The organism is Pseudomonas profundi, assembly GCF_008638305.1.
Classification (GTDB): domain Bacteria; phylum Pseudomonadota; class Gammaproteobacteria; order Pseudomonadales; family Pseudomonadaceae; genus Halopseudomonas; species Halopseudomonas profundi.
Genome location: NZ_VTPZ01000004.1, coordinates 151,404 through 166,072, shown reverse-complemented (window position 1 = coordinate 166,072; position 14,669 = coordinate 151,404). Strand labels below are relative to the sequence as shown.

Annotated in this window: 15 protein-coding genes and 1 pseudogene; all 16 read right to left on the bottom strand. The window is 59.2% G+C overall.

Translation table 11 applies throughout. From position 1 onward, the window contains the following. Window positions 1–35: 35 nt before the first annotated feature. The 16 genes and pseudogenes from FZE95_RS07395 to rpe all read right to left on the bottom strand — a co-directional run bounded on the left by FZE95_RS07395 (window position 36) and on the right by rpe (window position 14,618). Window positions 36–1,418 (bottom strand): DUF1329 domain-containing protein, encoded by a 1,383-nt coding sequence (locus FZE95_RS07395; protein ID WP_150300218.1) that lies wholly within the window; start codon window positions 1,416–1,418, stop codon window positions 36–38. A gap of 116 nt (window positions 1,419–1,534) precedes the next feature. Next, window positions 1,535–2,029, bottom strand: coding sequence for a nuclear transport factor 2 family protein (locus FZE95_RS07390; RefSeq protein WP_150300217.1), 495 nt, complete (start codon window positions 2,027–2,029; stop codon window positions 1,535–1,537). Between the two features lie 102 nt (window positions 2,030–2,131). Next, complete coding sequence (locus FZE95_RS07385) at window positions 2,132–2,878, bottom strand: SDR family NAD(P)-dependent oxidoreductase (RefSeq protein WP_150300216.1); 747 nt, start codon at window positions 2,876–2,878, stop codon at window positions 2,132–2,134. A gap of 32 nt (window positions 2,879–2,910) precedes the next feature. Continuing rightward, the gene (locus FZE95_RS07380) at window positions 2,911–3,330 is read right to left on the bottom strand and encodes a hypothetical protein (protein WP_150300215.1); all 420 of its coding nucleotides are present in this window, start codon (window positions 3,328–3,330) and stop codon (window positions 2,911–2,913) included. 443 nt (window positions 3,331–3,773) lie between these two features. Further along, window positions 3,774–4,538 (bottom strand): iron ABC transporter ATP-binding protein, encoded by a 765-nt coding sequence (locus tag FZE95_RS07375; protein WP_150300214.1) that lies wholly within the window; start codon window positions 4,536–4,538, stop codon window positions 3,774–3,776. Continuing rightward, complete coding sequence (locus FZE95_RS07370; protein WP_218573640.1) at window positions 4,535–5,500, bottom strand: iron chelate uptake ABC transporter family permease subunit; 966 nt, start codon at window positions 5,498–5,500, stop codon at window positions 4,535–4,537. The genes FZE95_RS07375 and FZE95_RS07370 overlap by 4 nt, the downstream gene beginning before the upstream one ends. Next, a complete protein-coding gene (locus FZE95_RS07365; RefSeq protein WP_150300213.1) occupies window positions 5,491–6,504 on the bottom strand; it encodes an iron chelate uptake ABC transporter family permease subunit in 1,014 nt (337 codons plus the stop codon). The genes FZE95_RS07370 and FZE95_RS07365 overlap by 10 nt, the downstream gene beginning before the upstream one ends. 117 nt (window positions 6,505–6,621) lie before the next feature. Continuing rightward, window positions 6,622–7,566, bottom strand: coding sequence for a siderophore ABC transporter substrate-binding protein (locus tag FZE95_RS07360; protein WP_150300212.1), 945 nt, complete (start codon window positions 7,564–7,566; stop codon window positions 6,622–6,624). Between the two features lie 206 nt (window positions 7,567–7,772). Continuing rightward, window positions 7,773–8,348, bottom strand: coding sequence for a YceI family protein (locus tag FZE95_RS07355; protein WP_150300211.1), 576 nt, complete (start codon window positions 8,346–8,348; stop codon window positions 7,773–7,775). Window positions 8,349–8,365: 17 nt separating this feature from the next. Continuing rightward, on the bottom strand, window positions 8,366–8,938 hold the full coding sequence (locus FZE95_RS07350) for a cytochrome b (protein ID WP_150300210.1): 573 nt from the start codon (window positions 8,936–8,938) through the stop codon (window positions 8,366–8,368). Between the two features lie 155 nt (window positions 8,939–9,093). Next, window positions 9,094–9,888, bottom strand: a complete 795-nt coding sequence (gene trpC, locus FZE95_RS07345; RefSeq protein WP_150300209.1) for an indole-3-glycerol phosphate synthase TrpC — start codon at window positions 9,886–9,888, stop codon at window positions 9,094–9,096. After that, window positions 9,885–10,931, bottom strand: a complete 1,047-nt coding sequence (gene trpD, locus FZE95_RS07340; protein WP_150300208.1) for an anthranilate phosphoribosyltransferase — start codon at window positions 10,929–10,931, stop codon at window positions 9,885–9,887. Before trpD ends, trpC begins: the two co-directional genes overlap by 4 nt. A gap of 67 nt (window positions 10,932–10,998) precedes the next feature. Next, window positions 10,999–11,595: an aminodeoxychorismate/anthranilate synthase component II gene (locus FZE95_RS07335; RefSeq protein ID WP_150300207.1), complete on the bottom strand. Its 597-nt coding sequence runs from the start codon at window positions 11,593–11,595 to the stop codon at window positions 10,999–11,001. Between the two features lie 10 nt (window positions 11,596–11,605). Next, a complete protein-coding gene (gene trpE, locus FZE95_RS07330) occupies window positions 11,606–13,084 on the bottom strand; it encodes an anthranilate synthase component I (protein WP_150300206.1) in 1,479 nt (492 codons plus the stop codon). Between the two features lie 71 nt (window positions 13,085–13,155). After that, a pseudogene (locus FZE95_RS07325) lies at window positions 13,156–13,941 on the bottom strand (phosphoglycolate phosphatase). 2 nt (window positions 13,942–13,943) lie between these two features. Beyond that, window positions 13,944–14,618: a ribulose-phosphate 3-epimerase gene (gene rpe, locus FZE95_RS07320; RefSeq protein WP_150300204.1), complete on the bottom strand. Its 675-nt coding sequence runs from the start codon at window positions 14,616–14,618 to the stop codon at window positions 13,944–13,946. Window positions 14,619–14,669 lie beyond the last annotated feature (51 nt).

Here is a 14,669-nt window from a genome sequence, read left to right as displayed (position 1 = left end):
AGTCCTTCTTAGTTGTATTTATTGTGGGAGGTAGATCAGCGCACGCCGCTGCCTGTCAATGCACCCGGCTGATAGAACCTCGACGACTTGGCGTCGGCCGGATCGGTCACGATCATCATGCTCTTGCCGGCCTCGTTATAGTCCTGGCGCACATAGGCACCTTTGGTCAGGTCATAGGTTACGAACTCATGGGTGTTGTGACCGTAGGTTTCATAGAACGGGAAGTAATGGGTGGCAGTGACCCGATAGATGTCGCCAGCATCGTCATAGTTGTCGGCCATACCGACAGCGGGAAGATCTTCGTCCCAATAGAACACGCGTCGGGGATATACGTGGCGCTTGCCCTGCTTGAGGGTGGCTTCTACGACCCAGACCCGATGTTTTTCCCAACGCACGCAATCGGGATTGAGGAAGTTCGGCTGGAGCAACTGGTCGTCGCTGCAGCGCTCTGGATCCTGCAGGCTGAAGGTATTGTAAGGAATGTACATCTCCCGCTTGTCGAGCAGCTCGAAGTCATAGCGGTCGAGCGCGCCGTAGAACACCTGTGTCTCGTCAACCACTCCGACGCCGCCGCCGGAGGGACTTGGTGTGTCGTAGGCGATGTCAGGTGACAGCTTGACCCGACGTTGGCCGGGCAGATAGCTCCAGGCACGACGCCCCACGTTCTGCATATCCACCGAGTCATGGATGATGAGCTTCTCACCGGCCTTGCGCGCCGGAGAATCGTAGCTGATGCGCAGCATCTCGATGATTTCGTCGTCAGCGATCGGCTCTGTCCGCGCCGGGTCGTACGGCGGGAAGGTCTGATGCAACGACCATTGCCCGGTGAGCGTGCGACGCCCGCTGGAATCGATCAGCACCGAGTACTGACCTGGCGAGGCATAGGCATACTGGTCATATTTCAGGGTCCGGTTCCACATCACCTCGGAGCCGGTCTCCGGAAGTGGAAACGGCACGCCGGCATAGCAGGTTCCGGCCAATTGCAGACCGTTTTCGGTAAGCCGGCAGGTCTCGGCGTTCTTCAGCGTGTTAGCAATGACATAGTCGGGGTACTTGGCGGTGCGGTGCGAAGGATAGACGTCCATGCGAAAGCCGGGATACTTGCGCAGCATTACCTTGAAACCCTCGCTCACATGCTCAGCATGGTCGTCCAGGTTCTCCGCGGTGACGCTGAACAACGGCTTCTCGTCGGCGAACGGGTCCGGTCGAAAGCCCGGCCGGCTTGGGTCATAGCTTGACGGCGGTTCAAGCCCGCCGTTGTAAGGCGCAATGGTGCCGTCCTCATTGCCCGCCACAATGGCCCCCCAGGGCGTAAGGTCATTGCCCAGCCGAGCGATTTCATCGGCGCCGGGGGCCGCCCAGCCTTCACTGGCAATGCCCACCAGCAACAGCGGAGTCAAGCAGAGCTTCTTGTTCATCGGATCACCTGTTTTGCTTTTTGTTGTTGTCAAGTTAGTGGTTCGACAGCTTGGATAAGCGCCAGAACTCGCCCTTCACAGTGACGGCCGTAGCGCAATTCCGTGACGTTTGTCGGTTATCCCGGATCGCCCGGATTGCCCCAGAGTGCGGTGTACGCCTCGACCACAGCCGGGTCGACAAAGGTGGTTCTGACCCTGACCATGCGGAATTGCCAGTCGCCGTCCGTCCGCACGTACTGATCTTCATAGAGATTGGAAAACCACACCGGTTGCGGCCGCGCCTGGGTGGTAAAGGCAAATAGCCCTGACACTTGCCCCTCGGCCTCGTCGCCTTGCAGATCGATCACCGGGTTGAGCATGTAATGCATGGCGCACTGCCAGTCGACCGCTGCCGCGCGCAGCATCGAAGCGATCTCTTCCCGACCGCGCGCCTGGCCCATTCCAAAATCCAGCACACCGTCGACGCAGAACAGCGAAGCGAAGGCCTCGGCATCACCGAGCTGTCCGTCGACCACATTGGCCAGGTACGCGTACCGGTACCGCAAAGTGCGTATCGCCTCTAGATCGGTAAGGCGCTGTAGTTGCGCCTGCATTTGCTGCAGATCGGTCATTGCGCTTCCTCCGCTCCCAGTCTGGAAGCATTTTGAGTTCTCTCCATCGGCACGCCGTCACCAAGGCGAGACGCGATGTCCGCGTTTCGCTGGCGCTCTGACCTACCTGATGGTTTCGCAATTATCGATCACCAGCTGCGCGCCGTTGATATTGCGTGACTCGTCGGAGGCGAGGAACAGCACCAGGTTGGCTACGTCGACCGGCTGACCTTGACCCAGACTCTTGATCTGCTCCATCCCATTACTGTCGTCGTCCACCTGCTGCATTGCCTGGGCAGTCATCGGGGTGTCGTGGGCACCGGGCGCGATAGCATTGCAGCGAATGCCGTAGCCGTGGTTCTGGCAGTGCACCGCAATGCTGCGGGTCATTGAAAGAATGGCGCCCTTGGCCGCTGCGTACGCAACGATTTCACCGATGCCCTTGACCGCGCCAACGGACGAAACGTTGATGATCGAACCGCCACCGCCCAGCCGCATCGTCGGGATGGCGTACTTGCAGCCGAGCAGCGTGCCCTCGGTCATGACCGCATGGTGGAAACGAAACTCGTCCAGCTCAATTTGCTCGATATCGGCGAATCGTACCAATCCGGCATTGTTCACCAGCACGTCGAGACGGCCGAAGTGAGCCATCGTCTCGGCGATCACCGCTTCCCAGCGCCGTTCATCCCTTACGTCCTGCACCAGAAACAGCGAACCGGGAATTGTTGAGGCCACTTCCCGCCCCATTTCTTCGTTGACGTCCGTGAGCACCACCTTGGCGCCCTCTTCGGCCAAGCGCTGAGCGTCGGCGTAGCCCAACCCGGAGGCCGCACCTGTGACCAGGGCCACCTTGTTCTCTATTCTTCCCATTGTTTACCTCGCGTGTGCATCGATTGTTTTTGTTAGGAGGGCAAAGCCCTGCGCGACGTGCTTTTGGCGGCGACGCGGTACGGCCGCGCCTCGATCTCGCTTGATCGGTCTAATGATGGCCGGCAGGTCACAAGATCTGGCAGCCCTCGATGATCATGAAAAACACCATGTAAGGAAACGGGACGCAGTTTGCTCTTGAACTTGTAGAAATCGTTGAGAGGCACATGAAAGCCGCGTTCCAGCACATCGGTCGGCGAGGTAATGACCACCACGGCAGGTTGTATTGGCTTCTCGTGTGGAGCCCACTCGATTTCGGCGCGATGGCGCCTCAAGGAGACCGTCTGACAACAATCCATGCGATTCATGACGCAGATCAACCGGTCGTTGAGCGCCGTTAGCGTATGGTTGGCCTCAGCCTGCCTGAGCAGAGCGAGAATGGATGGATCGGTCAACTGCCTTTACCTTGTTGTTAGAAAAATCAGGTATTCGGGCTCTACGAGCAGATCTATGGCTACTCGTCTCGTGGATTCAAGCTAGCCCTGCTCTTAAAACAAGTCAAACTGTTTTTTATTTATTTCTAGACTGTCGAACGACGACCTGAAAACCGCGCACATCAGACCCGACGTCAGCCATTCATCAGCGGGCTTCGGCTCTCAAGGAAAGTAGTGAAGCGAATGTGTTCGAGCAGTACCAGGCATCATCGCCCAGGAACATCTGTTCCTGGGCTCTCCTCAGAGCAGCAGCTGCGGTGTTGAGCTGCTTCAACTGCTACGCAACAGTGGCTATCACCAGCCTGACATGCCAATAAGCACTGCTGCCCGCGCAGTACCAGCCGGGACTCACTGCAGGACTGGACAAGCGCTGACGACCCACACAGCAGAAATACTCCAGCTGATCACCCCATCCGGAAATAAACACAGATCCGCTGCCCATCCACGTCATGCACGCCGATATTCATTTGGTACAGGTCGCGCAATACCTCAGTGCGGATAATCTCCTCGGGCGTGCCCTGATACGCCGGTTTGCCATGGCGCATGGCGATGATGTGGTCGGAATAGCAGGAAGCAAAGTTGATGTCGTGGAGCACGACGACCACGGTCTTGCCCTTCTCGTCTGCGGCACGGCGCAACAGTTGCATCATGTCTACGGCAAAGCGCATGTCGATATTGTTCAAGGGCTCGTCGAGCAGTACGTATTCGGTGTCCTGGCACATAACCATGGCGACATAGGCGCGCTGACGTTGCCCACCGGATAACTCATCGATCGGCCGATCGCGGTAGTCATCCAGCCGCAGGTACTCCATTGCCTCGTCCACATGGCGATGATCCTCCGCGGTCAGGCGTCCGCCGGAATGCGGGAACCGGCCGAAGGCAACCAGATCGCGCACGGTCAAGCGTAGAGAGGTCTGGTTATCCTGGCGCAGGATCGATAGCCGCCGCGCCAGGACGTTTCCAGGCGTACGGGTTACGTCCATCCCGTCGACCATGACGCTGCCGGACGACATCGGCGTCAGCCGGCTGATCATCGATAACAGCGTCGACTTACCGGCACCGTTGGGGCCGATAATGGAGGTGAAGCCGCCACGGGGAATACTCAGAGAAACGTTGTCGACTACCAGTGTGTCGCCATACCGTTTGGATACTGCATGGGTTTCGATCATTGTCTGACTCCGCGCATCAGCAGCGCTATGAACAGCAAGCCGCCGGCCAGCTCGATGACCAGCGCCAGCGGCAAGGTTGAGGCAAAAACATGCTCCAGGAGCAACTGGCCGCCGACCAGACAGATCACACCGGCCATCACACTGGCCGGCAACGTCCAACGGTGGCGCTGAGACCCGGTAAACCAGTAAGCGAGATTGGCAATCAGCAAGCCGAAGAACAGCGTCGGACCGACCAGCACGGTGGCGACAGAGACCAGTATGGCGACCACCGCCATCACGCCCAGCACGACACGCTCATAGGCCACGCCCAGATTGATTGCTATATCTCGCCCCAGCGCCAGCACATCCAGACTGCGACGCCAGCGCATGAGCAACAGGCACGCCACCACCAGAACCACGACTGCGACAGCCAGTAACTCGGTATTCATGCGGCTGAAGCTGGCCTGGGCGACGCCCTGACTGATACCGAACTCACTGGGATCCAGCACTCGCCCACCCAGCTCGGACAGTTCCCGGAACAGCATGCCCGCGAGCATACCGAGCAGGATCATCAGGTGCAGGCTACGCACCGATCCGGAAAACAGCACCCGGAACAGCACCAGCGCCAGCGTCACCATGATCACCACCTGCACGGCGAAGCGCAGCGAAGGCGACCATTGCGCCAGTTCGCCGCCGAGCAGCAGCATGCCCAGGGTCTGCACCAGCACGTACAACACATCGAACCCCATCAACGCCGGCGTCAGCAGGCGACTGTGAGTGATGGTCTGAAACAGCACTGTGGAAATACCAATAGCGCAGGCGGCTAGCAGCATGGCTGCCAGGCGGCTGCCCCGGTATTCGAGAATGAAAGCCCAGTCACTCTTCACGTTGAGGGTCATGTAGCCCACCGCGCACAGCAGTGCCAGAGCCACCAGTATCGCCAGCCGAAGCGCGGCGGGATCACGCGATTGCTTCACGCCCACCTGGACCTCCCGTGCAACAGGACGACCAGAAATATCAGGCAGCCGGCAATCGACAGGAGGTTCGACGAGGGCACTTCATAGGGATGAATCAAGAGACGTCCAAGAAGATCCGCCACCAACAACAAGGCCGCGCCCATCAAGGCAATCAGCGGAACGGCCCTGCGCAGGTTGTCTCCAGTAATCAGACGCACCAGGTTCGGCGCCACCAGACCAATGAATGGAATGACGCCCGCGGTCACCACCACGCTGCCGACGATCAGCGATACCAGCACAACGCCCGCAACAAGCAGGCGCGTATAGTTCACACCGACGTTGGTCGCAAAATCGCGGCCCATGCCGATCACGGTAAACCGGTCCGCCAACAGCATCGCTGCGATGGTGAGTGCGGCGGCAATCCACAGCAGTTCGTAACGGCCGCGCAGCACCGCGGAGAAATCTCCGCTGCCCCAGGCGCGCAACGATTGCGCCAGGTCGAAATGGTGCGCCAGCAGGCCGCTGCCGGTATGTACCACAGCTGCGATTACCAGCCCAACCAGCGGAACAATCAGCGCCGAACGCAGCGGCATACGTTTCAGCACGCCCAGGAACAACAGGATACCGCCCGCGGCAAAGCTGCTTACCACAAGAAAACGCGCCAATAATGGCAGGCCTTCCGGCAACAGGATGGCCAGCACCAACATGCCCAGGGCAGCTGCTTCCATGGACCCGGTAGTAGAGGTATCCACCAACCGGTTGCGCGCCATCATCTGCAAAATCGCACCCGCTACCGCCAATGCGGCGCCAGCAAGGATCAGCGCAACAGTGCGCGGCAGCCGGCTGACGAACAGCAGCTTGGAGATACGGTCATCCGGATCGGCGCCGAAGACATTCAGCAGGTTCATGCGGCTGGCGCCGACATTCAAACTGCACAGCCCGAGCACAACGACCAGTGCCAGCAACAGAAACAACCACAGGGCCGCCCGCGAAGGCGACCCTGTGGAGGGTGAAGAAAGGTTATTGGTCATGCTTCCTGCCTGAACGACAAAAGAACCAGGTCTACAGAAACGTCTGCGAACGTAGCGCGCGCGGGTCAGGCATGGCGAAGCACAGCCTGACCGAGCGCAGCAGCGTTACAAAGTCCCTCAACGAGCGGCGGAGAACACCTTGATCAGTTCATCAACGCTGTTCTGCATGACGCCGATACCGCTGTTATCCAGCAGGTACCAGCTGGCCGGATCGAGGTAGACAATCTGATCCTTGCTGCCGGCCGTCGTGGCTTCGACCAGTTCGTTGTCCATCATCTCTGCAGCGGCGGTGCCTTCACGACCAATGGCGGCATCCCGATCCATGACGAACAGCCAGTCCGGGTCGGCTTCCAGCAGGAATTCAAAGGACACTGCCTGGCCATGGCGACCGACTTTGAGGTCTTTCACTGCTTCCTCAACACCGAACACATCGTGGATTAGACCAAAGCGAGTGCCAGGCCCGAATGCTGCCATGCGGCCGCCAGTGGTCAAAATCAATAAGCCGTCGCCGCGGTCAGCGGTCAGCTTTCTCAGTTCGGCAACCGACGCCTTAAGCTCCGCCGTCAGTTCGGCAGCCTTGTCCTGCTTGCCGAATATCTCACCCAGCAACAGCGTGTTGCGCTCGACGCTGCCCAGCAGGTCGTTCGGATCCGGCGTAAGGTCGATGGTGGTACCGAACTTGGTGACTTCCTCGAACTTGCCCTGGGCGCGGCGGCCGAGAATGATCAGGTCGGGCTTGGCATTTTTCAGCGCTTCGAAATCCGGTTCGAAGAGTGAGCCTGCCCTGACGAAATCGCCATCACGGTACTGCTTGAGCATTTCCGGCGGGTTGGACGAGGGAATACCATTCACCTGTACGCCAAGTTGTGCCAACGTATCGAGGGTCGACCAGTCCAATACCACCACGTTCTGAGGATTGGCCGCCACCTGCGTTTCACCACTGTTGTGCGTTACCTTGATCTCCGCTGCCGCCAATGCCGGGCTGGACAGACCCCACATCATGGCAGTAACCAGAAGGCAGCCGGAAAGACGGGCGGAAATACGACTTTGACGAAACGACATGAATAGCATCCTGTGTAAGTTGATGAGCAGATCTGGCCCCTCGCGGCCGGCGTCAGGTAGTTTTAGGGACCGAACCCCTAAACGCGATCAATTCTTGTTTGCATCCTATCAGCATTCGTTTCGCTTGGCTTCATCAGGTTGACAACGGATAGTTCCAGAAACGAAAACGGCGAGCTGAATGCTCGCCGTTTTATGGGATCAGTCGCTTACTGACGGATGCCTTCGATGCTCATTTCCAGCTCTACTTCGGCCGCCGCTGGGCCGAGATCCATGGAAATGTCAAAGTCTTTCATTTTGATAGTGGTGGTTCCTTCGAAACCTGCGCGGTAGCCACCCCAGGGATCCTCTCCCTCACCAATGAACCGGGCATCCAGCACCACCGGCTTGGTCACGCCGTTCAGGGTCAGGTCACCGGTCACCTTGGCGGTATTTTCACCGGTCATTTCAACGTCGGTGGAGATGAAGGTCGCCTGCGGATGCTCGCTGGTGTTCAGAAAATCGTCGCTGCGCAGGTGCTTGTCTCGCTCCGAGTGATTGGAATCGACGCTTGCTGTGTTGATGGTGACATTCACCTCGCTGGCTTCCGGCTTTTCCTCATCCCAGGTAAAAGTGCCGTCGAAGTCGTTGAAGCGGCCATGAAGCATGCTGAAACCGAGGTGGCCCGTCTTGAAGTTGATGAAGGCGTGCTGGCCTTCCTTGTCGATAATATAGTCCGCTGCCTGAAGCGAACCGGACAAGGCGAGCAATCCGCCCAACGCAATGCCTGCAAAGGTCTTTCTCATCTGAATCTCCTGTTTTTTCATGAACTTTGCCGAGGCGCACGTGGCCGCATGCCGAGCATGCGGCGCAGCGTGTCGTCCCGATCGATAAAATGGTGTTTCAACGCGCCCAGAGCATGCAGTCCGGCCAGTACCAATACACTGATCGCTACCCAGTAGTGCACAGCGCCGGCCCGGTCGGCCTGTTGAGGCAGGTCAGTCAGCACTGCGGGAATCTCGAACCAGCCAAACACACTGACACCCTGGCCCTTCGCGGTCGAAATAAGAAACCCACTGATCACAATCACGGCAATCAGAACGTAGAGCAGCGTGTGCACTACGGTGGCCATTCGTTTCTCCCATGGCTGATGGTTCGGGAGCGGCGCAGGACGGGGATTCACCAATCGCCAGACAAGCCGCAACACCATCACAGCGGCCAGGGTGATCCCTATGCTCTTGTGCCAGAAGGGTGCGCTGCGGTAGTAGGCGCTGTAGTAGGTCAGGTCGACCATCCATAGACCCAGAATGGCCAGTCCGATCACTGTCAGGGCGACTGTCCAGTGAAGGGCGACCGCAATCGCGCCATATCGACCGGGAGTATTCTTGAGGTGCATGAAGCCGTCCGTCCGTTGAGATGACAAGGATTCTCACATCGAAACGGTGGGAGTTAAAGCGCAATATGTAAGTAGGAGTTATCGATTAATTCGATGCTCAGCGATCACCGACTCCCGGGTCCTTTGGATCCTGAGTCGGTGGCTGCAGAGAACTACTAGAAGAACAAGCGTTTGAGCTCGGCGCCCGGGTCTTCAGCGCGCATGAATGCTTCACCGATAAGGAAGCCGTAAATGTCATGGGCGAGCATCACTTCCACGTCGGCGCGATTGAGAATGCCACTTTCAGTGATCAACATACGGTCTGCCGGAACCTGCGGGTACAGATCGAGAGTGGTCTCAAGGCTAACATCAAAGGTATGCAGATTACGGTTATTGATGCCAATCAGCGGAGTGTCGATCTTCAGTGCCCGATCCAGCTCGGCGCCGTCATGCACCTCGACCAACACATCCAGCCCGTGGTCCGCCGCAACGCTGGCGAGTTCCGCCATCTGGCTGTCCTCAAGCGAAGCAACAATCAGGAGGATGCAATCGGCGCCAATCGCGCGGGCTTCAACGACCTGATAAGGATCGACCATGAAATCCTTACGGATCACCGGCAGACTACAGGCCGCCCGTGCCTGGCGCAGGTAGTCGTCATGTCCCTGGAAAAAATCCACATCGGTCAGCACTGATAAGCAAGCCGCCCCGCCCTGCTCATAGCTGGCAGCAATATCAGCGGGGACAAAGTTTTCGCGGATGACGCCCTTGCTCGGCGAGGCTTTCTTGATCTCTGCAATGACTGCCGGCTGGCGCTCGGCGGCGCGCTTGCGCAGCGCATCCGCGAACCCACGCGGCGCATCGGCGGCGGCGCTCAAACGTTCCAGCTCGCTAAGTGGCGTCTGCGCGCGACGTTCTTTTACTTCCTCATGCTTGCGCGCAACGATGTTCTGCAAAATGGTCGGCAGACTCACTGGGCGGCCTCCTCTCTGAACACCTCGGTGAAGGCAACCAGCTCCGCCAGCTTTTCCCGCGCCATACCGCTATAGAGCGCATCGGAAGCCAGCTCGACACCTTCTTTCAGGGTAGAAGCGTGATCCGCTGCATAGAGCGCCGCGCCGGCGTTCAGAATGATCATATCCGCAGCCCGCTCGCCCGCCTCGGTCTGACGCTTGCCCAGCGCGTCGCGGATCAGGGTGAGGGATGCTTCGGGGCCGTCAACCATCAGTCCGATCAGACTGCGGCTCTCGATACCCAGATCCTCGGGGGTGACATCATATTCGGTGATTTCGCCATTACGCAGTTCGGCGATATGGGTTGCCGACGCCAGACTCAGCTCGTCCAACCCATCCCTGGCCGCCACGACCAGCACATGCTTGCTGCCGAGACGTTTGAGCACTTCAGCCATTGGCCGGCACAACTTGTCGCTGAACACTCCGAGTACCTGATGCTCGACATTGGCCGGGTTGGTCATGGGGCCGAGGATATTGAACAGGGTGCGCAATCCGAGTTCGCGGCGTGGCCCTACGGCGTGCTTCATTGCACCGTGATGCGCCGGCGCGAACATGAAACCGACCCCCACGCTGTCGACACAACGGGCGACCTGTTGCGGCGACAGATCCAGATTGACCCCCGCCGCTTCGAGCAGGTCGGCGCTACCGCTCTTGCCTGATACCGCGCGATTGCCATGCTTGGCCACCTTGGCGCCGGCTGCGGCAACAACAAAGGCCGCGGCCGTTGAGACGTTGAAAATATTCGCCCCATCGCCGCCGGTACCGCAGGTGTCGACCAGACGCTGGCCCGGGATATCCACGCCGGAGGCCAGTTCGCGCATGACCATGGCCGCACCGGTAATTTCGTCAATGCTTTCGCTCTTCATGCGCAGGGCGACCAGAAATCCGCCAACCTGCGCATCAGTGCACTGTCCGGTCATGATCTGGCGCATCACCGCCTGCATTTCCTCGGTGCTCAGATCGATGTGGTCGACCACGCGGGCCAGTGCTGCCTTGATGTCCATGGGTGCTCCTTGTGCAATCAGCCCGAGAGTCTGCCGAGGTCTTGTCGCGCGCCGCGACGCAACCTCGTCAGCTTCTCAGACCGCCCTGTTGTTTGAGGAAGTTGTCCAGCAGCTCGTGGCCCTGGTTGGTCAGGATCGATTCCGGATGGAACTGTACGCCTTCGATCATATAGTCGCGGTGGCGCAGCCCCATGATCTCATCGATCGAACCGTCTTCGTGCTGAGTCCAGGCGGTGATTTCCAGGCACTCAGGCAACGGCTCGCGGCTGACCACCAGCGAATGATAGCGTGTGACGGTCAAGGGATTCTCCAGCCCGGCAAACACCCCTGTGTTCTCGTGGTAGACCGGGCTGGTTTTGCCATGCATGACCTGACGCGCGCGAATGACTTGCCCGCCGAATGCCTGGCCAATGCTCTGGTGCCCCAGACAGATACCCAGAATCGGCAACTTACCGGCGAAATGCTTGAGCACCGGAACCGATACGCCAGCCTCGTTCGGTGTGCAGGGGCCGGGCGATACAACGATGCGCTCGGGCTTGAGCGCTTCGATCGCCTCCAGGGTCAGCTCGTCATTGCGAATGACGGTGACCTGCGCGCCAAGCTCGCCGAGGTACTGCACCACGTTATAGGTGAAGGAATCATAGTTATCGATCATCAGCAGCATGTCTTGATCCTCACTCGACGGACTGTTCAGCCAGGGCGACAGCCCTGAACATGGCACGGCGCTTGTTGATGGTTTCTTCCCACTCCAGCTCGGGAACCGAATCGGCAACGATGCCGCCGCCGGCCTGCACATGCAGTTCACCATTCTTGATGACTGCCGTGCGAATGGCGATGGCGGTATCCATATTACCGTTCCACGCCCAGTAGCCGACCGCGCCGCCATAGACGCCGCGCTTGACCGGCTCCAGCTCATCGATGATTTCCATGGCGCGAATCTTCGGCGCGCCGGACAGCGTGCCTGCGGGCAGTATGGCGCGCAGCGCGTCCATCGCGGTGAGCTCCGGAAGCAGCTGCCCCCGCACATTCGACACAATATGCATGACGTTGGAATAGCGCTCGATCACCATTTTCTCGGTGAGCTGCACCCTCCCGATCTGCGACACGCGGCCTACATCGTTACGACCCAGATCGATAAGCATCAGGTGCTCTGCCAGCTCCTTGTCATCCGAGAGCAGGTCCTGCTCCAGTGCCAGGTCAGCTTCCTCGGTGGCGCCGCGCGGCCGGGTACCGGCAATCGGGCGCACCGTCACTTCGCCGTCTTCGACGCGCACCAATACTTCCGGTGAGCTACCCACCACATGAAAGTCGCCGAAGTTGAAGAAGTACATATAGGGCGTCGGGTTCTGGCTGCGCAGCGCACGGTACAGATCGATGGGCTCTGCCTTGAAGTTGATACTCATGCGCTGGGACGGCACGACCTGCATGCAATCGCCGGCAAGAATATATTCCTTCACCCGATCGACTGCCTGCTGATAGTCCTCCCTGGTAAAGGTGGCGCGATAATCCAGCTCGCGGTCCAGCGGTACGTCCAGATTCAGGTTTGAACGCTGCGCCAATGGCTGGCGGAGTTTGCCGAGCAACAGGTCGAGCCGCGTGCAGGCTTCCTCATAGGCCTCGGGGCGAGCCGGATCAGCCACTACGATGGCGTGCAGCTTGCCGGCCAGATTGTCGAACACCACGATTTCCTCGGACACCATCAGCAGGATGTCAGGTGTTTTCAAGGGATCAGGATTCGGACACTGAGCCAGGCGTTGCTCGACGTAACGCACACAGTCATAACCAAAATAGCCAACCAGGCCGCCATTGAAACGCGGCAGGCCGGGAACGTCGGCGACCCGATAGCGCGCCTTGAAGGTCTCGACGAAGGCCAGCGGATCGGCGCATTCATGGCGCTCGGTCTCGACGTCGTCCACCAGCACCTGACACAGATGTCCGGTTACCCGCAGAACAGTCCGGGCAGGCAAGCCGATGATCGAGTAACGGCCCCATTTTTCACCGCCCTGCACCGATTCCAGCAGGTAGGAGTACGGACCATCGGCAAGCTTGAGATAGGTTGATAGCGGGGTGTCCAGGTCTGCCAGCACATCACGCACAACAGGTATGCGGTTGTAGTCCTGGCTGGCCAGATGGAGGAATTCTTCGCGGGTCATGATCAGCCTCACAGGGCGGGGTAATTGTCAGACACAAACCGGTGCCCGCGTAATACGCAGGCGGAACAATTTCAGGTACGCCAACGCCAGCGGGCGAGCGCCTTCATCATTCTCATCAGTATGCGGTTGCTGACAAACACGGCTGATCCATGGAGTACGGGGTGGAAGCCGTAAGGCTATATGAGCGCGTCAAGTGAATCAACCAGCAGATCGGGGTTTTCCTCAGCTATGGGGCGCCCGTGGTTATAACCGTAAGGCACCGCAACCACCCGCACACCGGCAGCACGCGCCGCCAGCACATCGTTGCGCGAGTCGCCGATGAACAGGCTGTGCTCTGGCTCCACCTGCGCCAGTCGCATGACGTGAAGCAGCGCGGCAGGGTCGGGCTTTTTAACTGGCAAGGTGTCGCCACCTATCAACCACTCGAAAAACCCTGCGATACCCATCTCCGCCAACAAGGGCGCAACGAAACGCTGCGGCTTGTTGGTGACCACCGCCATTTTCAAGCCCTGATGCTGCAGCCAATCGAGACATTCCGCGACGCCGGGATACAGGGTCGTGAGTTCGTGCGCGCCACCGTAGGCCTGCAGAAACACCTGCAGCGCCGCCTCGGCCTCATCGTCGTCGACACCGGCGTGATCCACCGACCCCGCCAGCGCCCGGCGCACCAGTACCGGCGCACCGTTACCCACCCAATCACCAACCTGTTCGAGACTGGCGGGCGCACGGCCGCGCTGACCGAGCATATGGTTTACCGCAGCGGCCAGATCGGGCACCGAGTCAACCAGCGTGCCGTCCAGATCGAACATCACCAGTTGCGGCAAACCGCCATCGAAGAGTTGGCGCAGTACTGACATGCTCAGCGCTGGACCTTGGCCAGCTCGGCGCGCATCTGGTCAATCACAGCCTTGTAGTCCGGCTTGTTGAAAATGGCCGACCCGGCAACAAAGGTATCGGCGCCTGCTTCGGCGATTTCGCGGATGTTGCCCTCGTTCACGCCACCGTCGATTTCCAGACGGATGTCACGTCCGCTGGCATCGATCAACGCCCGCGCCTCGCGCAGTTTATCGAGCGTGCCGGGGATAAACTTCTGCCCACCGAAACCGGGGTTGACGCTCATCAGGAGCACCATGTCGACCTTGTCCATCACATGCTTGAGGCTATCCAGCGGTGTGGCCGGGTTGAATACCAGACCGGCCTTGGCGCCCCCTTCCTTGATCAGCTGCAGTGACCGGTCGATGTGTTCGCTGGCTTCCGGGTGAAAGGTGATATAGCTGGCGCCGGCGTCGAGAAAATCGCCAATGATGCGGTCGACCGGTTTGACCATCAAATGCACATCAATGGGCGCGGTGATGCCGTATTTGCGCAGCGCGCTGCACACCATCGGACCTATGGTCAGATTGGGTACGTAATGGTTGTCCATTACATCGAAGTGGACGATATCCGCCCCGTCGGCCAGTACGCGATCGACTTCCTCGCCCAGGCGGGCAAAATCGGCTGACAGAATGGATGGGGCGATCGCGTATTCAAACATGACAGGACCTCAGCGGTAAATTCGGGACCGCCATAGTCTACCGCAAGGATT